Annotated in this window: 35 protein-coding genes and 1 pseudogene; 26 read left to right on the top strand and 10 right to left on the bottom strand. The window is 72.6% G+C overall.

Annotation, left to right across the window (positions count from 1 at the left end):
- Positions 1-144 precede the first annotated feature (144 nt).
- Together ABD234_RS05455 and ABD234_RS05450 are read right to left on the bottom strand one after the other, a co-directional pair.
- A complete protein-coding gene (locus tag ABD234_RS05455) occupies positions 145-1,926 on the bottom strand; it encodes an ABC transporter ATP-binding protein (RefSeq protein ID WP_051486823.1) in 1,782 nt (593 codons plus the stop codon).
- 56 nt (positions 1,927-1,982) lie between these two features.
- Positions 1,983-2,777: an SDR family oxidoreductase gene (locus ABD234_RS05450; RefSeq protein WP_344354524.1), complete on the bottom strand. Its 795-nt coding sequence runs from the start codon at positions 2,775-2,777 to the stop codon at positions 1,983-1,985.
- Positions 2,778-2,920: 143 nt separating this feature from the next.
- On the opposite strand from ABD234_RS05450, the gene ABD234_RS05445 reads away from it, so the two are divergent.
- Positions 2,921-3,580, top strand: a complete 660-nt coding sequence (locus ABD234_RS05445) for an HAD family hydrolase (RefSeq protein ID WP_038372395.1) — start codon at positions 2,921-2,923, stop codon at positions 3,578-3,580.
- Between the two features lie 34 nt (positions 3,581-3,614).
- Here ABD234_RS05445 and ABD234_RS05440 read toward each other — a convergent pair whose 3' ends face one another.
- From ABD234_RS05440 to ABD234_RS05410, 7 genes and pseudogenes are all read right to left on the bottom strand, one after another.
- Positions 3,615-4,634, bottom strand: a complete 1,020-nt coding sequence (locus ABD234_RS05440; protein WP_084148448.1) for a cation diffusion facilitator family transporter — start codon at positions 4,632-4,634, stop codon at positions 3,615-3,617.
- Positions 4,631-5,071: an ArsR/SmtB family transcription factor gene (locus ABD234_RS05435; RefSeq protein WP_084148447.1), complete on the bottom strand. Its 441-nt coding sequence runs from the start codon at positions 5,069-5,071 to the stop codon at positions 4,631-4,633. The genes ABD234_RS05440 and ABD234_RS05435 overlap by 4 nt, the downstream gene beginning before the upstream one ends.
- An 85-nt stretch (positions 5,072-5,156) precedes the next feature.
- Complete coding sequence (locus ABD234_RS05430) at positions 5,157-6,437, bottom strand: dicarboxylate/amino acid:cation symporter (RefSeq protein ID WP_038372393.1); 1,281 nt, start codon at positions 6,435-6,437, stop codon at positions 5,157-5,159.
- Positions 6,434-6,955: pseudogene (locus tag ABD234_RS05425) on the bottom strand (MFS transporter); the annotation flags it as partial. The gene ABD234_RS05430 and the pseudogene ABD234_RS05425, both read right to left, overlap by 4 nt.
- A gap of 15 nt (positions 6,956-6,970) precedes the next feature.
- Positions 6,971-8,377 (bottom strand): recombinase family protein, encoded by a 1,407-nt coding sequence (locus ABD234_RS05420; RefSeq protein WP_344354521.1) that lies wholly within the window; start codon positions 8,375-8,377, stop codon positions 6,971-6,973.
- A 69-nt stretch (positions 8,378-8,446) separates the two neighbouring features.
- Positions 8,447-8,830 (bottom strand): ImmA/IrrE family metallo-endopeptidase, encoded by a 384-nt coding sequence (locus ABD234_RS05415; protein WP_344354519.1) that lies wholly within the window; start codon positions 8,828-8,830, stop codon positions 8,447-8,449.
- Positions 8,831-8,937: 107 nt separating this feature from the next.
- On the bottom strand, positions 8,938-9,540 hold the full coding sequence (locus ABD234_RS05410) for a helix-turn-helix domain-containing protein (protein ID WP_344354517.1): 603 nt from the start codon (positions 9,538-9,540) through the stop codon (positions 8,938-8,940).
- A gap of 273 nt (positions 9,541-9,813) precedes the next feature.
- Here ABD234_RS05410 and ABD234_RS05405 point away from each other — a divergent pair, with 273 nt between their 5' ends.
- The 25 genes from ABD234_RS05405 to ABD234_RS05285 all read left to right on the top strand — a co-directional run bounded on the left by ABD234_RS05405 (position 9,814) and on the right by ABD234_RS05285 (position 19,690).
- Positions 9,814-10,140: a hypothetical protein gene (locus tag ABD234_RS05405; protein WP_344354516.1), complete on the top strand. Its 327-nt coding sequence runs from the start codon at positions 9,814-9,816 to the stop codon at positions 10,138-10,140.
- Positions 10,140-10,364, top strand: a complete 225-nt coding sequence (locus ABD234_RS05400; protein ID WP_344354514.1) for a hypothetical protein — start codon at positions 10,140-10,142, stop codon at positions 10,362-10,364. Before ABD234_RS05405 ends, ABD234_RS05400 begins: the two co-directional genes overlap by 1 nt.
- Before the next feature lie 32 nt (positions 10,365-10,396).
- Positions 10,397-10,786 (top strand): hypothetical protein, encoded by a 390-nt coding sequence (locus ABD234_RS05395; protein WP_344354512.1) that lies wholly within the window; start codon positions 10,397-10,399, stop codon positions 10,784-10,786.
- Positions 10,787-10,889: 103 nt separating this feature from the next.
- Positions 10,890-11,204: a hypothetical protein gene (locus tag ABD234_RS05390; protein WP_344354511.1), complete on the top strand. Its 315-nt coding sequence runs from the start codon at positions 10,890-10,892 to the stop codon at positions 11,202-11,204.
- Positions 11,201-11,371: a hypothetical protein gene (locus ABD234_RS05385; RefSeq protein ID WP_344354509.1), complete on the top strand. Its 171-nt coding sequence runs from the start codon at positions 11,201-11,203 to the stop codon at positions 11,369-11,371. The genes ABD234_RS05390 and ABD234_RS05385 overlap by 4 nt, the downstream gene beginning before the upstream one ends.
- Positions 11,371-11,796, top strand: coding sequence for a hypothetical protein (locus tag ABD234_RS05380; protein ID WP_344354507.1), 426 nt, complete (start codon positions 11,371-11,373; stop codon positions 11,794-11,796). Before ABD234_RS05385 ends, ABD234_RS05380 begins: the two co-directional genes overlap by 1 nt.
- A complete protein-coding gene (locus ABD234_RS05375) occupies positions 11,796-12,137 on the top strand; it encodes a DUF6248 family natural product biosynthesis protein (protein WP_344354505.1) in 342 nt (113 codons plus the stop codon). Before ABD234_RS05380 ends, ABD234_RS05375 begins: the two co-directional genes overlap by 1 nt.
- Before the next feature lie 9 nt (positions 12,138-12,146).
- Complete coding sequence (locus tag ABD234_RS05370; protein ID WP_344354503.1) at positions 12,147-12,893, top strand: hypothetical protein; 747 nt, start codon at positions 12,147-12,149, stop codon at positions 12,891-12,893.
- Positions 12,893-13,387 (top strand): hypothetical protein, encoded by a 495-nt coding sequence (locus ABD234_RS05365; RefSeq protein ID WP_344354501.1) that lies wholly within the window; start codon positions 12,893-12,895, stop codon positions 13,385-13,387. The genes ABD234_RS05370 and ABD234_RS05365 overlap by 1 nt, the downstream gene beginning before the upstream one ends.
- Positions 13,384-14,025, top strand: a complete 642-nt coding sequence (locus tag ABD234_RS05360; protein ID WP_344354499.1) for a hypothetical protein — start codon at positions 13,384-13,386, stop codon at positions 14,023-14,025. Before ABD234_RS05365 ends, ABD234_RS05360 begins: the two co-directional genes overlap by 4 nt.
- Entirely contained in the window at positions 14,022-14,255 is a 234-nt protein-coding gene (locus tag ABD234_RS05355) for a WhiB family transcriptional regulator (protein ID WP_344354497.1), read from the top strand. The genes ABD234_RS05360 and ABD234_RS05355 overlap by 4 nt, the downstream gene beginning before the upstream one ends.
- A complete protein-coding gene (locus ABD234_RS05350) occupies positions 14,252-14,401 on the top strand; it encodes a hypothetical protein (protein WP_344354495.1) in 150 nt (49 codons plus the stop codon). The genes ABD234_RS05355 and ABD234_RS05350 overlap by 4 nt, the downstream gene beginning before the upstream one ends.
- Positions 14,398-14,586, top strand: a complete 189-nt coding sequence (locus tag ABD234_RS05345; RefSeq protein WP_344354493.1) for a hypothetical protein — start codon at positions 14,398-14,400, stop codon at positions 14,584-14,586. Before ABD234_RS05350 ends, ABD234_RS05345 begins: the two co-directional genes overlap by 4 nt.
- On the top strand, positions 14,583-14,735 hold the full coding sequence (locus ABD234_RS05340; protein ID WP_344354491.1) for a hypothetical protein: 153 nt from the start codon (positions 14,583-14,585) through the stop codon (positions 14,733-14,735). The genes ABD234_RS05345 and ABD234_RS05340 overlap by 4 nt, the downstream gene beginning before the upstream one ends.
- On the top strand, positions 14,735-15,058 hold the full coding sequence (locus ABD234_RS05335; RefSeq protein ID WP_344354489.1) for a hypothetical protein: 324 nt from the start codon (positions 14,735-14,737) through the stop codon (positions 15,056-15,058). The genes ABD234_RS05340 and ABD234_RS05335 overlap by 1 nt, the downstream gene beginning before the upstream one ends.
- Positions 15,055-15,243 (top strand): hypothetical protein, encoded by a 189-nt coding sequence (locus tag ABD234_RS05330; protein ID WP_344354487.1) that lies wholly within the window; start codon positions 15,055-15,057, stop codon positions 15,241-15,243. The genes ABD234_RS05335 and ABD234_RS05330 overlap by 4 nt, the downstream gene beginning before the upstream one ends.
- Positions 15,240-15,401, top strand: a complete 162-nt coding sequence (locus ABD234_RS05325; protein WP_344354485.1) for a hypothetical protein — start codon at positions 15,240-15,242, stop codon at positions 15,399-15,401. Before ABD234_RS05330 ends, ABD234_RS05325 begins: the two co-directional genes overlap by 4 nt.
- Positions 15,398-15,562 (top strand): hypothetical protein, encoded by a 165-nt coding sequence (locus tag ABD234_RS05320; protein ID WP_344354483.1) that lies wholly within the window; start codon positions 15,398-15,400, stop codon positions 15,560-15,562. The genes ABD234_RS05325 and ABD234_RS05320 overlap by 4 nt, the downstream gene beginning before the upstream one ends.
- Positions 15,563-15,564: 2 nt before the next feature.
- Positions 15,565-15,783 carry a hypothetical protein gene (locus ABD234_RS05315; protein ID WP_344354482.1) on the top strand — a complete coding sequence of 73 codons (219 nt, stop codon included), beginning with the start codon at positions 15,565-15,567 and terminating at the stop codon, positions 15,781-15,783.
- 1 nt (position 15,784) lies between these two features.
- Complete coding sequence (locus ABD234_RS05310; RefSeq protein WP_344354481.1) at positions 15,785-17,299, top strand: hypothetical protein; 1,515 nt, start codon at positions 15,785-15,787, stop codon at positions 17,297-17,299.
- A gap of 208 nt (positions 17,300-17,507) precedes the next feature.
- Entirely contained in the window at positions 17,508-17,909 is a 402-nt protein-coding gene (locus ABD234_RS05305) for a hypothetical protein (protein ID WP_344354479.1), read from the top strand.
- Positions 17,906-18,367, top strand: a complete 462-nt coding sequence (locus ABD234_RS05300) for a hypothetical protein (protein ID WP_344354477.1) — start codon at positions 17,906-17,908, stop codon at positions 18,365-18,367. Before ABD234_RS05305 ends, ABD234_RS05300 begins: the two co-directional genes overlap by 4 nt.
- Positions 18,364-18,780, top strand: coding sequence for a DUF4326 domain-containing protein (locus ABD234_RS05295; protein ID WP_344354475.1), 417 nt, complete (start codon positions 18,364-18,366; stop codon positions 18,778-18,780). Before ABD234_RS05300 ends, ABD234_RS05295 begins: the two co-directional genes overlap by 4 nt.
- Entirely contained in the window at positions 18,777-19,055 is a 279-nt protein-coding gene (locus tag ABD234_RS05290) for a hypothetical protein (protein WP_344354473.1), read from the top strand. The genes ABD234_RS05295 and ABD234_RS05290 overlap by 4 nt, the downstream gene beginning before the upstream one ends.
- Positions 19,052-19,690, top strand: a complete 639-nt coding sequence (locus ABD234_RS05285; protein WP_344354471.1) for a hypothetical protein — start codon at positions 19,052-19,054, stop codon at positions 19,688-19,690. The genes ABD234_RS05290 and ABD234_RS05285 overlap by 4 nt, the downstream gene beginning before the upstream one ends.
- Positions 19,691-19,694: 4 nt before the next feature.
- Here ABD234_RS05285 and ABD234_RS05280 read toward each other — a convergent pair whose 3' ends face one another.
- Positions 19,695-19,913 carry a DUF3263 domain-containing protein gene (locus ABD234_RS05280; RefSeq protein WP_344354470.1) on the bottom strand — a complete coding sequence of 73 codons (219 nt, stop codon included), beginning with the start codon at positions 19,911-19,913 and terminating at the stop codon, positions 19,695-19,697.
- Positions 19,914-19,962 lie beyond the last annotated feature (49 nt).

Here is a 19,962-nt window from a genome sequence, read left to right as displayed (position 1 = left end):
CTCGGCGCTTCCTTCCCTGATGCGCGCCCGTGCGGTGCGGGCCTGCGCTCTCGATGGCTCCACCCTCTCGCAGCGCGGGGCGCAGGGGATCATCCTCGGAGACCGGATCGCCTCCGACGAAAGGAGGGGGCGGCGCCGCCGGGGTCATCCCTGGGGGTGAGGTCGCAGCGCGTCCGGGGTCGCGGCGAGGCGGGCGAAGGCGCCGCCCGCGGCGAGCAGCTCCTCGTAGGTGCCGCGCTCGAGGATCCGGCCGTGGCCGAGCACGACGATCTGGTCGGCGTGGCGCACGGTCGAGAGCCGGTGGGCGATCGAGAGGGTGGTGCGGCCGCAGCTGAGCGCCTCCAGGGCGCTGCCCATGGCGCGCTCGGTGGCGGTGTCCAGGGCGCTGGTGGCCTCGTCCAGCAGCAGCACGGGCGGGTCGCGCAGGATGGTGCGGGCCAGGGCCAGGCGCTGCTTCTCCCCTCCGCTGAAGCGGTAGCCGCGCTCCCCCACCACGGTGGCGTAGCCCTCGGGGAGGGAGGCGATGTGCTCGTGGATCTGCGCGATGCGGCAGGCCTGCTCGAGGTCGGCGTCGCTCGCGTCGGGGGCGGCGAAGCGCAGGTTCTCGGCGATGCTCGCGTGCAGCAGGTACGTCTCCTGGGTGACCACGCCGATCGCGGCGGCGAGGGACTCGCGGGTGATCTCCCGCAGATCGTGGCCGTCCAGGGTGATGCGCCCGGAGCTGGGCTCGTACAGCCGGGCCAGGAGGTAGCCGGCGGTCGTCTTGCCGGATCCGGTCGCGCCGACCAGGGCCGTGTGCGATCCCGGGGCGACGTGCAGGTCGATGTCCTGCAGGGCCGGGGCATCCGCGCCGGGGTAGGTGAAGCTCACGCCCTCCAGCCGCAGCTCGCCGCGCACCGCCCGCATCTCCAGGGCCCGGGCGCCGGGGGCGTCGGAGATCGTGATCGGCGCATCGAGGTACTCGAAGACCCGCGTGAACAGCGCGAGGGAGGCGTTGACCTGGGCGGCGACCCGCAGCAGCCCGTTCATCTGCGGGAACAGCCCGGACTGCAGGGCCACGAAGGCGACCAGGGTGCCGATGGACACCCCGGCGTCCCCGCCGAACAGGAGCATGCCCCCGAGCAGGTAGGTCAGGGCGGGGATCACCGCCAGCAGCACTCCGTACAGCCCCTGGTGCCAGCGGCCCGCCATCTCGGAGGAGATCTCGAGGTCGGCGAGCTCGCGCGAGTCCTCGGAGAAGCGCTCGGTGAGCGCGGCGGTGCGCCCCATGGTCGTGGCCAGCAGCACGCCGGAGACGCTGAGCGACTCCTGGATCCCCGCGGAGAGGTCCGCCGCCTTCGCCTGGCGGCGCACCACCACGGCGCGGCGGCGCCGGCCCACCCGGCGGTTCATCCACACCGCGATCGGCAGCGTCACCAGGGAGAACAGGGCCAGGCGCCAGTCCAGGGCGAGCATGGCGACGAAGGCCATGAGGATCCCCGCCCCGGCGGAGACGATCTGCGTCATCACCGTGGTGACCACGGCCTGCATCGAGCCGATGTCGGAGAAGATCCGCGACTGCACCTCGCCGGTGCGGGTCCGGGTGAAGAAGCCCAGTCCCATCCGCTGCAGGTGACCGTAGACCGCGACCCGCAGGTCGTGCATGACGGACTGGCCGACCCGAGCGGACAGCATCGACTGCACCACGCCCAGCGCCGCCCCGACGACGGTCACCGCGACGAGCCCGGCCACGCACCAGGCCAGCACGTCCGGTCGCTGCTGCGGCAGCGCGACGTCGACGATCTCGCGGATGAGGAACGGGGAGACGACCCCGGCCCCCGCCCCCAGCACGATCAGCAGGGCGACGACCAGGAGGGCCGGCCGGTACGGGGCGAACAGCCCGAGCACCCGGCGCACATCGGCCTTCTGGCCCGGGGCCAGGCGCATGTCCTCGCCCAGGCGGCGACCCAACCCGCCGCCGGGAGCGCCCGGCCCGCCGAAGGTCACAGGCCGACGTCCCGGGCGACCTTGTGCGCGGCCGCCTGCGCGATGGGGCGGATCGTCACCAGGTCGAGGTTGACGTGCTGCGGGGCGTTGAGGGAGTAGGCGATCACATCGGCGCAGTCCTCGGCGGTGAGCGGGTTCTCGACGCCGGCGTAGACCTGCTCGGCGGCCTCCGCGTCTCCGAGGCGCACCAGCGAGAACTCCTCGGTGCGGACCATGCCGGGGGCGATCTCGATGACGCGGATCGGCTCACCGGCGAGCTCGAGGCGCAGGGCGCCGGCGACCATGTGCTGACCGGCCTTGGCGGCGTTGTAGCCGCCGCCGTTCTCGTAGGCGACCTGCGCGGCCGTCGAGGAGAGCACCAGGATGCTGCCGCGGCCGCTCGCCCGCAGGGCCGGCAGCAGGGCCTGGGTCACCCGCACCGTTCCCAGCACGTTGGTGTCGTACATGCGCTGCCAGGCGTCGAGGTCCGCGGCGCCGACGGGCTCGAGGCCGAAGGCGCCGCCGGCGATGTTCACCACGGCGTTCAGCTGCCCGCCGAACAGCTCCTGGACCCGCTCGGCCAGCGCCTGCACGGAGGACGGGTCGGTCACGTCCACGGCCTGGACCTCGACGCCGCTCTCCTCGGCGAGCCGGGCGAGGCGCTCCTCGCGGCGGGCGACGGCGAGCACCCGCCAGCCGTCGGCGGCCAGGCGCTGCGCGGTCGCGCGGCCGATGCCGGAGGAGGCTCCGGTGACCACGGCGGTGAGGGCGGGGGCGGGGGTCCGGGGGGTCTGAGCAGGCGCATCGGTCATGCTGCGAGGATACGGCGAGCACCCGCCTGCGCGGGAGCCCGGTCGGTGCGGGACCACCCCGGACGGTGCGGCACCACCCCGGTCGGTGCGGCACCACCCCGGACGGTGCGGGACCATCGCGGACGGTGCGAGACCATGGGGCCATGTCCTCGACGCCCCTCGCCCATTCCGCCGTCCTCTTCGACCTCGACGGGACCCTCGTCGACTCGGTGGAGGTGATCGTCGAGTCCTACCGCCATGCGCTGGCCGCCTTCGACGTCACGGGCATCGACGAGGCGCGGATCCGCAGCTGGATCGGCATGTCCCTGGACGAGACGTTCCAGCAGCTGTCCCCTCGGCATGCGGCGGCGATGGCCCGGACCTATCGCGAGTACAACCTGGCCCATCACGACGGGCGGGTCTCCGCCTATCCCGGGGCCGCGGAGCTGGTCCGCTCGCTGCAGGAGCAGGGGCGCCGGGTGGGGGTGGTGACCTCCAAGGGCCGGGAGCTGGCGCTGCGCGGCCTCGAGCTGACCGGCATCCCCGTGCCCGAGGTGCTGGTGGGCAAGGAGGACACCCCACGCCACAAGCCGGACCCGCAGCCGCTGCACCGTGCCCTCGAGCTGATGGGGGTGGAGGCGGCCGATGCCGTCTACATCGGCGACGCGGCCACCGACCTCAGGGCCGCCCGCGCCGGGGGCCTCGCCGCCGTGGGCGTGACCTGGGGCGCCGGGCGCCGCGAGGACCTCGCGGCCGAGCGGCCCGCCGCCGTGGTCGAGGACGTCTCCGAGCTCGCCGCCCTGCTGGTCCCCCTCGCGGCCTGAGCACGGACCGCCTCCCCGCGGCGGAGGGCACGACCTACCAGGAGGATTCCTCGTCGATGAGGTGGGACTCCGGCTCGATCTGCAGGGTGGAGTGGTCCAGCCCGTGCTCGCGGCGCAGCAGCGCCTGCGCCGCGTCGAGCACGGCGTGCGCATCGGCCTGCGCGCCGATGCGCAGATGCGCGGTGATCACGTCCATCCCGGAGGTGAGCGTCCACAGGTGCAGGTCGTGGACGCCGAGCACGCCGGGGATCGCGCAGAGATCGGCCTCGACGACGCTCGGGTCCAGGTGGCGCGGCGTCTCCTGGCCGAGCACCGCGAGGACCTCCCGTCCCAGCATCACCGCCCGCACGGCCACGAAGGCGCCGATCGCCAGCGCCAGCGCGGTGTCCCACACCGGGGATCCGGTGACCCGCACCAGCACCGCGGCCAGGATCACGCCGAGGGAGCCGACGGTGTCGGCCATGACCTCGAGGTAGGCGCCCTTGAGGTTGAGGCTCTCCCCCGCCCCGGAGCGCAGCAGCGCCATCACCGTCAGGTTGACCACCAGGCCCAGCACGCCGACCACGAGCATGGCCCCGGTGCCGACGCCCTCCGGGGAGCCGATGCGGCGCACCGCCTCGAGCACCACGAAGGCGGCCACGGCGAGCATCACGAGCACGGCGAACAAGGAGGCGAAGACCTCCGTGCGGTAGCGGCCGTAGCTGCGGCGGCCGCTGCGGTCGGGCCGGGCGGCCACGACCGTCGCGGCGAGGGCCGCGCCGAGGGTGAGGACGTCCGCGGCCATGTGCCCGGCGTCCGACAGCAGCGCCAGCGATCCGCTGGCCAGCGCCGTGACCAGCTCCACGACGAAGAAGACGCCGATCGCCGCGACGGCGATGCTCAGCCGCCCCCTCCAGCGCCCGGCGGCCGAGCCCGAGAGCTCGGCCGCGCCCGGGCCGTGGGAGTGCCCGCCCCGCCCCCGGCCGGGATGGTGCTGCTGCGCCGCGTCCTCGCCGGCGGCGCACCGCGCGCGGTCCTCGGCCGCCTCGCCCCCGGGGAGGTCCTGCCCGGTCATCGGACCGCCTCCGCGCCCGGCCGCGGCGCGTCGCCGGCCGCCGCGGGAGCATGCGCCCGCTCCGCGTGGCGGCCCTCGTCGTGGGGCGTCGCCCCGTGCTGGGGCACCGCGTGCTCGATGTGGGCGAGGGCGACGTCCAGCAGGGTGCGCACGTGGGGGTCGGCGAGCGCGTAGTGCACCCGGCGCCCCTCGCGTCGCGCGGAGACCACCCGATGCGCGCGCAGCAGCTTGAGCGCGTGGGAGGCCGCGGAGTCGGACTGCGCGGACAGCTCGGCGAGCTCGTGGACGCTGTGCTCCCCGGCGCGCAGGGCCAGCAGCAGGCGCAGCCGGCCCGGGTCGCCGAGCAGCGAGAAGACGTCGGCCGCGTCCCGGACGGCGGGATCGGCCGGCAGCACGGGCGCCGGGCCGCCGCCCCCGTCATATGACGATATGTTCATATGTTCAGGCTAGGGGTGGTGACCGCGGCCGTCAACGGCGCGGCCCGGCGGCGGGCCGCGGCGGGGGCCGGGAGGCCCCGGGGGCTCAGATGCCGCGGACCTCGACCTCGTCGCTCGCGCGGGTCGCCTCCTCGGCGACGCGGCCGCGCGAGAGCCGGGTCATGATCGCCGCGATGGCGCCGTCTCCGGTGACGTTGGTGGCCGTGCCGAAGGAGTCGATGGCGATGTAGGAGGCGATCATCAGCCCCACCGCGGCCTCGCTGAAGCCGAGCATCGAGGAGAGCACGCCGGCGGCCGCCATGATCGCCCCGCCGGGGACGCCGGGCGCCGCGATCATCACCACGCCCAGCATCAGCACGAAGCCGACCAGGATCGGGACCTGGATCTCCATGCCGGTGACGATCATGATGGCGACCGCGAAGGTCGTGATCTTCAGGGTGGAGCCGGCCAGGTGGATCGTGGCGCACAGCGGGACGACGAAGTCGCCGATGGGTGCGGGCACGCCGTTGCGGCGCGTGCACTCCGCGGTCACCGGGATGGTGGCCGCCGAGGAGCTGGTGCCCAGCGCCGTCATGTACGCCGGCGCCATCGTCCACAGCATGCGCAGGGGGTTGCGGCGCATCGCCGCCCCCGCGACGGCGTACTGCGCCAGCAGCACGAGGACCGTCATCACGAGCACGACGACGACCACCACGAGGAAGGTGCGGATCACCGTCCAGATCTGGCCGTTCATCGTCATGCCCAGGAACATCCCGAAGATGTACACCGGCAGCAGCGGGATGATGACGGCCTCGATCACCCGCACCACGATGGTGCGGAACTGGTCGAAGGACTCGTGCAGCGCGCCCCAGGGCACGAAGCTGAGGCCGATCCCCACGCAGAAGGCGAGCACGAGCGCGGTCATCACGGGGAACACCGGCGGGATCTCGAGGGCGAAGTACGGTGCGATGGCCGTGTCCTCGGGGTTCCCGAGAGAGGCGACGTCGGCCCCGCCCAGCAGGCCCGGCAGCAGCGTGAGGGAGACGAGCAGGGCGAACAGTCCGCACAGCATCGTCGAGAGATAGGCGATGCCCGTGGTCGCCGCGAGCATCCTCCCGGCGCCGCGTCCCAGCTCGCCGATCGCCGGGGCGACCAGCCCGAGGATGATCAGGGGGATGAGGAAGCCCAGGAAGGCGGAGAACAGCCCGTTGAAGGTCGTGAAGACGCGGGCGACCGCCTCGGGCAGCACCAGGCCCAGCAGGATGCCCAGCACGATGGCCACGAGGATCCGCGGCAGCAGCCCGAACCGGGGGCGCCGATCCTCGCCGACGGCGGCAGGCGGCGCGGTCGCAGGGGTCGAGGGGCGAGGGGAGGCAGGAGAGGTCACGACGACTCCGAGGGGACGGGGGCGGGGGCGTCCTCCCGGAAGGCGAGGACGAAGAACACGGCGACCACGACGGCGAGCGCCGCAGGGATCAGCCAGACAGACTGCCATGCGTGGGTGCCGTCGGCGCGGAGGAACGCGTCCACGATCGGCCCGGAGACCAGGGAGCCGATGAGCAGGCCGACCCCGTAGGTGGCCAGGGAGATGAGGCCCTGCGCGGCCGAGCGCACCCGGGCCGGGGCGAAGCGGTCGGTGTAGATCTGCCCGGCGACGAAGAAGAAGTCGTAGCAGACGCCGTGCAGGACGAGGCCCAGCAGCACGAGGGCGAACAGCGAGTCCGCGTCCCCGAGGGCGAACAGGACGTAGCGCAGCGCCCAGGCGGCCATCCCGATCAGGAGGGTCCGCTTCACGCCCAGCTTCCGCAGCATCAGCGGCATGGCGAGCAGGAACGCGACCTCGGAGAACTGCCCGAGGGTCTGCCACCCGGCCGCGCCGCTCACCCCGATCTCGTTGAGGTAGAGGTTCGTGAAGCTACGTCAACGGATACGCCTCCTCTCCTCCACGTGGACAGCCTTGCTGTCGGTGAAGTCGACGGTAACGGACGCGATGAGGTGCTGCAGCTGCTCTCGGTGAATCCGCACGGACAGGGCGTGCCAGTCGCGGAGGAGGTCGATCGCGGCCGCGGCGCCGGGCTCGGGCTGCGCAGGCACTGCCTGGACGCGCAGGAGGGCCTCTCTCGCGCTGTCGAGGCGCTGTTGGAGGTCTGGGGCCGCGGCGTCGTACGCGTCGTCGGAGACGGCGCCCTGTGCGTTCCTGACGGTGAGTCTCGACAGCGCACGGCGCGCTCGGTCGACCTCGGCCTGCAGCGCGTCGATGTCGGCCTCGGGGCGCCGCTGCTCGGCGAGGTCGACGTGCTCGGGTGCGCGCTGCGCGATCTCCTGGACGGTCTCGAGGACCCGCTGCTCGACGGTGGCGACGGGGATGGTCATGGAGTCGTGGGTGCGGCTGCGCGGCGGCTCGCCGCACCGGTAGTAGGCGTAGGTCCGCTCGCCGCGCCCGACGGTCCAGCCGTCCATGCGCCGCTGGCAGGTGGCGCACCAGATGAGGCCGGAGAGGAGGTACGTCGATCCCTCGCCGCGGGGCCGTCCGGCGCGGCGCTTCCGCGCGACCTGGTAGGCGGCCCAGGTCGCTTCGTCGATCACGGGCTCGTGGATGCCGGGGCGCTGCTCGCCGTGGTAGGTGATGAGCCCGGCGCCGAATCCTCGGTCGAGGAGCTGCTGGACGCCGGCGGCGGTCCAGCGGCCCCCGCGCACGGACGGCACGCGCGCGCTCTCGAGCCACAGCGCGAGGCCGTTGAAGCTCTCGCCGGCCACGAACCGCTGGTACAGCTCGGCGAGGATCGGCGCGGTGACGGGGTCGTGCACGAAGCCCTTCGTCTCGGGGTCGCGCTGGTACCCGAAGCGATCCTTGCCGTGGGGCGGCAGCCCCATGGAGACCCTCCGCTCCTGGGCCTCGCGCCACTGGTCGCCGGCGCGCTCGCTCTCGAAGGCCGAGATCTCGATCATGAGGCCCCGCGCGAGACGGCCGATGCTGGTGCTGGTGTCGATGGGCTCGGCCGCGGCCTCGATGACGCCGCCAGCGGTGGCGGCGCGGTCGGCCGCGAGGTACCAGTCCAGCCTGTTCCTCGAGAGCCTGGACCACTTCCACAGGACGATGACGTCAGCGGCGCGGCGCTCGAGCATGTCCATCGCCGCCGCGACCCCGGGCCTCTTGAACGTCCTTCCGGTGAGGCCGGCATCGGCCTCGACGCCGACGACCTCGTACCCCTCCCGTGCCGCGTGCTCGCGCGCCGCGGTCTCCTGCAGCTCGAGGCTGATGGACTCCTCGCGCCAGGTGCTCTGGCGGGTGTAGATGACGGCGCGCCGTCGGGCCTTCGTGGCCATGGTCGACTCCCTGTCCCCTTCTCGCCGGGCTTCCCCTCCCGGCGCTGTCGTGCGGTCCCCTGGTCGGGCTCAGTCTGCCCAGTGGGCCTCGGCCAGCCTCTCGGCGAGCCGGTCCCGCTCCTCGTCGGTCAGGAGCTGCAGGCGCAGCTCCACGGTCTGGGGGCGGACGGCCAGCTCCTCGGCGACGACGCAGACGTGCTCGGACCAGGCGGCCGCCCAGGCGAGGTCCTCGAGGTGGATGATGCCCTGGGCGACAGCGGCCTCGATCCGGGCTTCGACCTTCGGGGCCTGGTGTCCCGCGTCGCCGTGCAGGAAGTGCGCGAGCTCGTGGTCGAGAGTCTCCCGCATGCTCGCCGCGCTCTGCCGGCGATCGATCCAGATGTACCGCTGCCCGTCGGTCTGGCCGAGCAGGCCGGGCTCGAGGTGGTCGTAGATGATCCTTGGTTCATTCATCCCGACAGCATGAAGTCAAGCACCGACACGCCAAGGGGCGGGGGGAATGCAGTCGCCCTCTCCGCGTGGGGACAGAGAGGGCGACCGCGCGACCATCCTCGCACGGCCTACGCGCCGCCGGCCTCCGCATCGCGATCCTGCGGATCCCGGTGCTGCTCGTCCAGATCGATCTTGCCCTCACGCGCAGCGAGCTCGAGCCCCTCCCGCAGCACACGCAGCTCCCGGTCATCCTCGAGCATCTCCGGCGTCGCCGGCACCCGCGGCCACGACCGCCCGCCGGCGCCGCCGCGCTCGCCGGCGGTAATCCCATCTGGCTGAGCCGGATCTTCCACATCGCCGCCGCCGGCCGTCGACCCCGACTCCGCCGTTCCGCCTTCGTGCTCATTCGTCCGTGCCCTCCTGAGCCGCTCCGCCAGCACATGGAGCAGCTCCTCGTCGCTGAGAGCAGAGGCGTCCGGCGCCGACACGCGCCCGGACGGGAACCCCATCGCTTCGGCGACGAAGGTCAGCACGTAGTCCGACGACATCCCGAACGCCCGAGCGAGGGCGTCGATCGTGGCCGACTCCGGCCTCCTCTGCAGCACGTCGCGGTCGTCGTTGAGGATGCGAGAGAGGTGCTGGGCGGTGAGCCCGGAGGCTCGTCCCAGATCAGCTGCGGACCATCCGCGCTTGTCCATCTCGGTCCTGACGAACCGCAGGTATGCGTGCATGAGGCAAGAGTCCCGATCGTCTCGAGGGTTGGGCAACTGGGCGCAGTCAAGACCGTCACCCGTGGGTGGACCAACTTTCGCACGTTTCGCGTCAACCAACTAGTGAGGGGCCGGTGCGTGTAAGCACACGTGGGCCGCACGATTCGATCCGCCATAGCGGTTGACGAAGTGTCAACCGTGGTGCAAGATCGTCTCCATCGACAGTTGACAACCATTCGAGAGGAGCCCAGACTCATGGCACAGCACTTCCGACGCAAGCGAAGGGATCGATGGATGAAGATCCGCGACCGAGACCTCCTGATCCAGTACATGGAGGACCGGGACTTCAGTCAGGCGCGCCTCGGCAGGTACGCAGGAGTGAGCCGACAGTTCATCCACAAGCTCACGAGCGGAGAGACCCGAACCTGCTCGCAGCGCGTGGGCACCCTCATCGAGGAGGGACTGGCGGTTCTCCCCGGAACTCTCTTCGTGCCCGAGAAGTCGTGCGTCGGGCGAGAGTCTGTCGCCTCTGGCGCGAGTACGTCGGAGGGCAAGCACGAGGCTCCGAGGCCGCGTCGCGCCGCCGCGCACAGGACCACGACCACGAAGGCGGCCGCGTGATGGCGACGTTGCCGTTCCGGACCGAGACCGAGCTGCCGGCCGACGAAGACGGCGACCTCGTCGTCAAGGACCTCCGGTACGCGAAGCGGGCCGCCATGCACGCGACCGCCTGGGCCCGGCTGAACCGCCCCGCGCTCGCGGCCTCCCAGATCCGCGAGGCCCGCGCCGCGCTCGACCGCGCCGAGCGGATCCTCGCCCGCTACACCCCGCCCGACCCCACCTGACCCACACGCCCACCGCATCGAAGGAGTCGTCGATGACCATCACCCCGATCCGCGCGCCCCGCTCCCACGAGCGCCCGCTCGCGATGCTGACCGCGCCGAGCACCAGCGCCACCGCGCTCCCGCTGCCCGCCCCGGCCGGCACCCTCACGGACCCGGAGCCCTGCACCTACTGCGGCGGCCGCCGGCCCGCCGAGGGCCTCCCCTCCCCCGACCACATCATCCGCGACCTGCTCGCCACCCACCGCAAGCAGTGCGACTGCATCACCGCCCACGGCCGCCGCGACCTCGCGCTCGACGACCAGATCCGCGACCTGCTCAGCGACCTTGACGCCGCCGACCGCCTCGCCCACCAGGACGCCCGCGACGAGCAGCTGCAGCGCTGCGCCGGCGTGTGCTGCGACCCCGCCGAGGTGGCCCGATGACCGCGCGCCGCGGCCGCCGCCGCGCTCGCCGCCGCTGGCTCGCTGACCTCAGGGACGCCCTGGCCGTCCTCCCCGCCCCTCGTCACCGCAAGGAGAAGACGTCGTGACCACGAAGACGATCCAGCAGCAGGTGCAGGCCGGCATCGATGCCCGCGTCGACCAGGACCCGGCTGTGCGCATGGGCCGCGGCTACTCGGTCGCCTACGCGACCATGCTCGGACACGACGGGTCGACGGTCGAGCAGGCCGTCGAGGCCGCGTGGAAGCCGGGCGGCCCGTCCCGCGACGAGATCCGCCGGCACATCGAGTGGCGCCGCGCGGACCCGGCCAGCTTCCCGCCGGACTCGCTGTGCAGCGTCACGCCGCGCCCGTCCCGTCGCGCCGCGGCGTCGGCCTCCCACGGGCGGGTGGCGGCATGACGGGCCTCGGCCTGCTGCTGGTGTCCGCCGCGGTCCGGTGCGGCCTGGTGATCGCGTTCGTGATCGCGGCGGCTGGCATCGCCGGGATGCTCTGGGACTGCACGGTCGGACCGTCGGCGCAGGCGGCGAAGGCTGCACGGCGCCAGGCCCGCGGGGTCGGTGCGTGATGCGCGCGCGTCGGCAGGTGCCGCAGCGCCCGGCGCGCCCCGCACCGGAGTGCGAGGACTGCGGCGCACAGGTCTGGTGGGCGTGGTCCCTGCACGGGAAGTGCTGGGTCAGCCTCCACCCCGAGGCGTACCCGCTCGAGGGCCGCTGGGGGACCTTCGAGGTCTGGCGGGACGTGCACGGCGGGCTGCTGTGCAAGCACCTCCCGCCGGGTGAACGCGGCGAGATGGACCGCAGCTTCCGGGGCCTCCACCACAACGCGAAGTGCGGCACGTGGGCCCGCGAGACGACGGCCGCGCTCGCGCGGGAGTCCGAGGCCGCGGTGCCGGCGATGACCGACGGTGACCTGGCCGCGCTGTCGCACCGGCTCCGAGCGGTCCTGGCCACGGTCGAGGCCGAGACCGCCAGACGGCAGCAGGAGGCGTGATGGCTGACGCCGACACCGTCGACTGGCCCGCGTGGCCCGACGCGATCGCCGAGCGCGTCGTCGGCGTCCTGCTCCGTTGCCCCTGCACCTGGGGATCGTGCGGGCACTGCACCAACGGCGACCACGACCAGTGCGCCTGGGTCCGCACCCCCGCCGGCCCCAACGGCACCGAGACCTTCCGCCGAGACCGCACCACCACCCACATCGTCAACCGCAAGGGCTTCGCCGTCGCGAACGTCTACGTCACCTCCGGCACCCACGAATGGCATTGCCGGTGCGACCGCGACGGCCACGGCCAGCCCGTCCAGCTCGACCTTCTCAACCACCTCGCCGCCCTCTAGGAGTCCCCCATGTCCACCACGTACCCCGACATCGAGCTGACCGTCTACGGCACGGAGTTCACCCGCCTCCTCGAGGCGACCTCGCTCTTCCACGCCAACCCCCGCGACGACGACCGCAACGCTGTCGTCCGCTGCTTCGCCCGCCACGACGGCCTCACCCTCACCGCCACCAACGGGACCGCGCTCGGCGCCGGCATCCTCACGCCGCACGGGCAGGAGGGCGCGGGGCTGTTCGCGATCACCGCTGCGCAGGTGAAGGCCGTGCTCGCCGTCTTCAAGCGGCGCCTGCCGAAGGACGCCACCGCGGACGAGTACCTCCTCAGCATCCAGGTCTCCGAGGACCAGATCCGCATCGTCGACCGCTCGGACCTCTTCGACCACGACGAACTCACCCTCACCATCCCGCCGCCCGAGGACGGTGCGTACCGCGAGGCACCGGACGAGCAGGCCATGCGCATCGCCGCGATGCTGCGCCGCATCCTCCACGACCAGGCGCCCCTGGACCTCGCCGACGGCTGCACGATGCCCCACGACCGCCTGACCCGCTTAGCCAAGGCCGCGCGGATCCTCGGCGGCGACCTCGCGCTCCGCCCGCAGGGCAGCGTCATCGTCTCCCCCATCGGCGACACCTTCGTCGCGGTCACCGTCGTCCAGGAGGTCGACCGCGAGACGCACCGCGCCCCGTTCCGCGACGAGGTCAACGTGCGGGAGTGGATGCGCCGCGTCGACGACATCGCCGCGAGCGGAGTCCTGTGATGCGCGCCGAGATCTGGAAGGACCCCTCCGGCCGCTGGAACGCCGCCGTCTTCGAGAAGCCGGCCGAGGAAGACCGGGCCACGCCGCTCGGGCAGCGCATCCCCCACCACATGCCGCTCGCACAGCAGCACTTCACCTCCCACGACGCCGCGCAGACCTGGGTGAAGGCCCTCCTGCTCGACGGCACCCCGTTCGAGATCGAGGCCCGCGCCGAGACCCTGCGCTGCCTCCTCGACCCTAACGTGGACGAGCTCCGCCTCGGAGAGCACATGGCGCTCTGGGGCGCCGCGCACGCCGACGACCTCACCGCCGAGGAGACCCGCCCGGAGGACCGCTTCCGCGTCTACGGCGGCCGGGTCAACCACCTCACGCAGGCTCTGGACGAGGTCGAGGTCGTCGCCTGGTGCGGCATCGCCGAGCCGGCCGACACGGCCCGCTTCGGCGAGGACCGCCCGGACTGCTGGCCCTGCAAGCGGAAGCGGGCCGCAGCATGAAGGGCGAGTTCGTCGTGATCTTCCCGATCGAGGGCCTGATCTCCCCGCCGCGCATGCGGCGCATGGCCATGGACCAGATCGGCCCGATGCTCGAGAAGCAGCAGATCACCCTCACCGAGGGCCGCTGGTCCTGGCACGTCGAGTTCCACGGCCGAGACCGGTACCTCGTCGCCCGCCATGGTGCGTCGACCACAGCCCCGCCGGACCTCGTCGAGCAGCGGGCCCACGCGCTCGCCGAGGGAGTGCGCGGCCCGCTGCCGTCGATCGCTCAGCGCATCGAGGCGAGCATCGCCGCGTACGACCCCGGGGATCTCGCGGAGGAGCCGGCGCCGTCGCCTCGGGTGTGCTCGGTGGACGGCTGCGAGGGCAAGGTCGTGGCGCGGGGCTGGTGCAACCGGCACTACTACCGCGCGCGGGCGCACGGCGACCCGACACGCGGGCGCATCCCGTACAGCGAGACGCCGGCACGTCTCGACGCGCTCGAGGCCCTCCTCGCGCAGGGCGTCGATCGCGACCGGGCGGTCCAGCGCTGCGGCTGGAAGTCGTGGAAGACCGCGGTCAGGACAGCCGACCGGACTGGGCGCGCAGCGCTTGCCGGGGAGCTGCGGCGCGCCGAGCCCGCGGGGGTCGCGTCATGAGCAAGGTCGACCCGCTCGAGTGGATGGACCAGGCCCTGTGCCGCGAGGTCGACACCGGCATCTTCTTCCCGTCCAAGGGCGGCTCGACCACCGCGGCGCGGAAGGTCTGCGGCAGCTGCCCGGTCCGCGCGGAGTGCCTCGAGCTGGCCCTGCAGGACACGCTCGACGGCATCTGGGGCGGGACCACCCCGAACGAGCGCAAGGCGATGCGGCGGAAGCGGGCGGCATGAAGGTCATCCACCTCATCCCCGACCAGCCCGGCCACACGACCGAGGAGCGCTGCCCCTGCGACCCCCACACCACGGTCATCAAGCCGCTCGGCCAGCCGCCGACCGTGACCCTCACCCACCGCCACATCGACCAGGAGCAGCCGTGAAGCCCGACGAGACCCTCTACATCGACCTGGACCACGCCGGCATAACGCTCACCCGCGAGGGAGTCGAGGTGACCGCCGAGGCCGGCACCGTCGTCCTCAACGGCGCGCCGGCCGCCTTCGAGCAGCTCGCCCAGAAGGCCCTGTCCGTCGTCTGCGCCGACGCGATCGAGCGGGGGCACCGATGACCGGCCGCCCCACCCCGAAGCAGGACCTGCACCCCGACCACGACCCCATCTGGGCCGTGAACGGCTTCGGCTGGAAGTGCATCTGCGGCGCCGACCTCCCGTCCAAGAAGTCCCTGACTGACCACATCACCACCACCAAGGAGTCCTGATGACCACGAACCCCTACCTCTCCCAGATCGGTGGTCGCCTGCGCGGTGAGAGGACCGCCGACGTCGAGGAGTCCACGCTGGCCACCCTGGCGATCGCCCACGAGCTCGGCCGGATGAACGACCGAGCCGCCGCCGGTCCGGCCGAGCAGCGCGACGACGCGGTCGCCGATTCCGACGGTGACCGCCGGATCGCCGCCGCGGCCCGCCGCTGGCGCAAGAGCTACGTCCATCGCAACGATCCGGCCTACACCGCGGGCTACTACCTCTCGTGCTCTGAGCTCGCTCAGGTCATCCGCGAGGTCGACGAGGAGGCCGGGCGATGAGCGCCCGCAAGCGATTCGCGGAGGAACGGCCCTTCGCTGACCTCGTGGTGCGGTCCGCGGAGCACCTCGCGAAGACGCCGATGTTGCCCGATCAGGCCCGGACCGCCGGCCTGTACGCGATCGCCCACGCGATCCTCGACCTCTCGGACGCCGTCCGCGAGCACGGCCGGAAGGACGACCGATGACCGTCCGCCCCCGCTACACCGCCCGCCAGAAGACAAAGCACATCTGCATCGTCGCGGCCCACGTGGCCACGGCGATCGCCCCGGCCTTGCAGCTCGGCCTGCAGACCGTCGTCCTCATCCTCGAAACCCGCTACACCGATCCCAAGGAGTCCCGATGAAGATCCTGCCCCGCATGTCCAGCTACCAGCTCGCGATCCTCGGCGCCCTGCAGGGCAAGCCGATGTACGAGGGCACCGTCCCCGCGCACGTGAAGGCCCGCCGCCGCCGGCAGAACAAGGCCGCCCGCATCGCCCGCCGCGCGCACCGGAAGGCGAACTGACCATGGCCAAGCCGATCGCTCACCTCCCCTTCCCCATCCAGCTGTCCGCCACCTTCGGCGGCGCCACCCAGGTCCTCGCGACCTCGACCGTCGAGCTGCCGATCACCGTCACCGAAAGCTCGCCCGGCCACGTCCAGCTCGTCATGGACCCCGAGGAGCTCCGCGCCGCCATCCGCCGGGCGCTCAACGCCCTCGACATCGAGACCACCAAGGAGGCCTGACGTGGACATCCTCGACTCCCGCCCTTCGACCCGCACCGTTCTGCTCGGCGTCGTCGCCGTGCTCGCCGTCGCCATCGGCCCGTTCGCCTGGTTCTCGGGCCTCGGCTTCCTCGCAGCCTGGGACACCCTCATCCGCATCTTCGGCCCGATCGCCCTCGGGCTCGGCCTGCCGGTCGCCGTGGCCGCCGCCGGTCTCCTGTGGGAGAAGCCGATCGCCACGATCCTCGGTGTCCTCGCACTGCTCGGAGGCCTGGGCTACTTCATCGTCGGCCACAGCTACCTCGTCGACCACCGGTACACCGCCGGGACCACCACCACGGAGGAGACCGCGTCGTTCGCGGACCGCGCGCCGTGGACGGTCGCCAACGCGTTCGCGCAGCGCGACCAGGGCGACGTCGTCGGTGACCGCGACGAGGTCCACTACGTCCCGGCCGCAGCCGACGCCCAGGCCGCCGACGGGGAGGGCACCAGCCGCTACACGGCACTGGTGAAGGGCCGCGCGTTCCTCGGCATGGCCGGGTACGAGGCGGTGCAGACCCTCGGCATGCCGACGACGGGGCCGATCCCCGGGGACGCGTCGTCGTACTGCGAGGTCCCCGAGCACATGGACGCCAAGCTCGCCACGTTCTGGCCGACGCACTCCCTGTCGTGGGCGATCCACGCGAAGGCGCCGCTGGCGCACTACTCCGGCGGCGACGCGTACGCCTACTGCGCCGGCGACGAGCCCGTGATCGTGGTGCCGCTGTGGCGCTGGGACGGCTTCTGGTTCGCGACGAAGGTCCCCAACGGCGCCGCGGTGTACACCAGCGACGGCCTCCGGGTCCTCTCGCCCGGCCAGCTCGAGGACGAGGGGATCCAGGGCCCGACCTACCCGCGGTCCCTCGCCGAGCGGCAGCGCGAGGCCATCAACGGCGGCGGCACCCTCGCCGACTACTGGGGCAAGCGCTACGGCTACGACACCACCAGCAAGGACGACGAGGACACCAACGCCGACAACACCAGCGAGTTCACGGTCGTCACGGCCACCGGCGAGATGCAGTACGTGACCCCGCTGACCCCCCGCGGATCCTCGCAGTCCCTCACCGCGACCGCGGTGATCCCCGCCCGCCAGACCGAGCCCGCCCGCGCCACGGTCGAGATCAACACCTCGACCGACCTGCCGGCCACCTCGACGCTGATGACCAACATCAAGGAGTCCAGCGTCCAGGGCGACAACGCCTGGACGACCCGCTGGGCGTCGGGGATGACGGTCTACGAGATCCTGCCCGCCCAGGACGGCCACTGGGCCGCGTCGATCGGCCAGGGCCAGGCCGTCTCTTACCGGGCCGACATCGCCCCCGATGGCACGGTCACGGTCACCAACTCCGACACGGGACAGTCCTCCACGGGCGACGCACCGGCGGACGCCGTGACGGTGTCCGGCGGGAAGCCCCTCGCGGAGATGACCGAGGCCGAGCTCCTCGAGCAGATCGAGCACGCCACCACCGAGCTGCAGCGCCGAGAGGGAGGGGGATGAGCGGTCGACTGTGCCCCCGCTGCCTGGCCGGACAGCACCACCACGACCGACACACCGGAGTTCTGGCTCCCGAAGGCACGGACGCCGGCTGCCCCTACCGGGTCGAGGGGGCCGGAGACATCACGTGCTATTGCCCCGTCGTCCTCCCCCCGATCCGACCACGGCCCCGCCACTGCCCAACCTGCACCTGCTCACCGAGGGAGTTCTGATGACCCACCGCCCCCGCGCACTGCGCGATTTCGCGATCATCCCCGCCTACGACGACGCCCGCGCATGGGCCGCGCTCGCCGCCGGCCCGCACGCCGGCGCGGTCAGCAGCCTGATCAACGCTGACCGGCACCAGGTGTGGCCGTGGCTCCTCGCGAACGGGTTCCGCTTCTACGTGCCCTCCGACACCGCGCTCTTCCTCACGCCCGATGGACGCACGGTCTACCTCGAGCGGTACCTGATCCGCACGCCGTCCCCTTGGAACCGGGACCAGAGGCACAGCGCCTACGCGCACACCCCCGACGGCCTCTCGGTCCGCCGCCGGACCGTCGGATACCCCGTCGCCCGGCCGCTCAGTCGGTACGCGCCCACCCTCGCCGCGCTGATCGGAGCGGACCGATGACCGCCCACGATCTGTACGCCGCCGTCGCCGGCGGGCTCAACGTCGCCCGCGAGCGGGTCCGCATCGTCATGGGCCGCCTGATCCTCGGCGCCGACGATCCCCGGCGCACCATCCGCGAAGACCAGGCGTTCGCGGCGCTGCGCGCCGTCGGCGACGACGGCACCCGTTTGGAGCAGGCCGTCGCTCTCGCGGTGGCTGATGTGCCGGCGGCCGAGGTCGACGCCCTGATCTGCCGCGCCCTGGAAGGCCCCGAGTCGAAGGAGACCCCTGCCCCCGAGCACACCGGTCAGATCTGCGGAGTCATCCTCGGCACCCTCAGTCCCGACACCATCGAGGACGAGCTCTACGGCATCCGCCCCGAGGCCGGCACGTACACGCTCGTCGTGACCGGCCTGTCCGAGTACATCGCATGGGGTCCGGGCATGACCGTCACCATCCACCCGAAGGAGACCCCGTGAGCCCGCGCCGGATCCAGCGCCGGCGCACGAAGGGCTGGCGGAAGCCGGCGGGCGCGGTCTACGTCGGCCGCGGGTCCCGCTGGGGCAACCCCTGGCGCGCCCAGCGGGGCAGCTGCATCGGCCCCGTCTGGTCCTTCGCGACCTCGATGCCGACGCGCCTTCGCACCCTGTGCACTCCCGCCGTCGCCGTCGCGCTGTACAGCAGCCACGCCCCGGCCTCGACGGCAGCCGAGAGCGCCGTGGCCCTGTTCCGGACCTACTGCCAGGTCATGGCCCGCGACCACGCGGCCGAGTTCACCGAGTGGCTCGAGCCGCTCGCTGGCCGGGACCTCATGTGCTGGTGCGCGCTCGACCAGCACTGCCACGCCGACGTCCTCCTCGAGATCGCCAACACCACCCAGGAGACCTCATGACCATGATCTTCATCCCCACGCCCATCACCAGCGAGGAGCAGGCCGAGCAGCTGCCCGACTGGACGGTCGCCATGCCTCCCGACAAGGGCGGCGAGCCGATGTGGAAGTGCGAGTGCGGCTACTGGGAGACCGACGGGCACGACCGACGCAACGCCGAGATGGTCGGCTGGACGGCCCTCGTTCCCATCGAGGTGCGCATCGAGGGGCACACCGGCTACGTCGGTGATCAAGTCGAGCAGCGCACCTACTACATCCATACCGAGGTGACCCGATGACCACCATCTACGTCCCCACCCCCATCACCAGCGCCGAGCAGGCCGCGGCGCTGCCCTCTGGCACCCTCGCGTACGCCGGGACGGGGAGCAGCATGCTCACCGCGGCCCGCCTGCCCCTCGTGGGCGACCGGGACTACGGGTGGCAGGACTTCGCTGGCCCCAGGGCGAATCCCGCCATGGTCGGCTGGACCGCGCTGGCCCCCGTCGAGGCCGAGGAGGAGACCCGCACCGACCTGCCTGGGCGCCGCGGAGTCCACCCGGTGCGCCGGCTCGTCACGCGATGGGAGCCGCAGGGCGCCGCGCCGGCCGAGAACGACGGAGGCGCCGCGCTCGCCGAGAGCAGCGGGGTCGTGCACCCGGATCCGCACCCGTACGCGGGCCAGGTCGTACCGCTGCTGATGAAGGGCGCCGTGGTCGGTGGTGATCGGCCGGCGGCGATGTTCGCCGTCGAGGACTGGGCCGATCGCGTGTTCGGGGCGCCGTGGAACCACGGGTCCTCGCCGAGAGCCTGGCTGTTCCGTCTCCGCGCCCACCAGCTCGGGCTGCCGGAGACCGACGACAACGTCCTCTACGGCCGCCTCGCGGGGATCCCGCTGTTGATCCACACGCAGGAGATCGATTGGAGCCGTCTGTGAGGGCTCAGCGCTGGCGCAGGGTCCGTAGCCGGTTCACGACTGCGGGCGAGTGCTGCAGGGCGGCCGGGCTCTCGAGGAGGCGGTTCAGGCGGACGAAGTACCTCGTGGGCGTGAGCCCGGTGCGCTCGCGGATGCGGCGTTCCTTCGTGCCGACGAAGCGGTACGTCCGCGCCTCGATCTCGAGGATCGCGCGGTCGACGTCATCCAGCTCCTCCTGCGGCATGGCAGGAGGGTACAGCCCGGCCCAGACGGCCGGGAAGGCCCAGTGGACG

This window comes from Brachybacterium phenoliresistens, from assembly GCF_039530785.1.
GTDB lineage: Bacteria > Actinomycetota > Actinomycetes > Actinomycetales > Dermabacteraceae > Brachybacterium > Brachybacterium phenoliresistens.
This window is presented reverse-complemented; position numbering and strand designations above follow the sequence as displayed.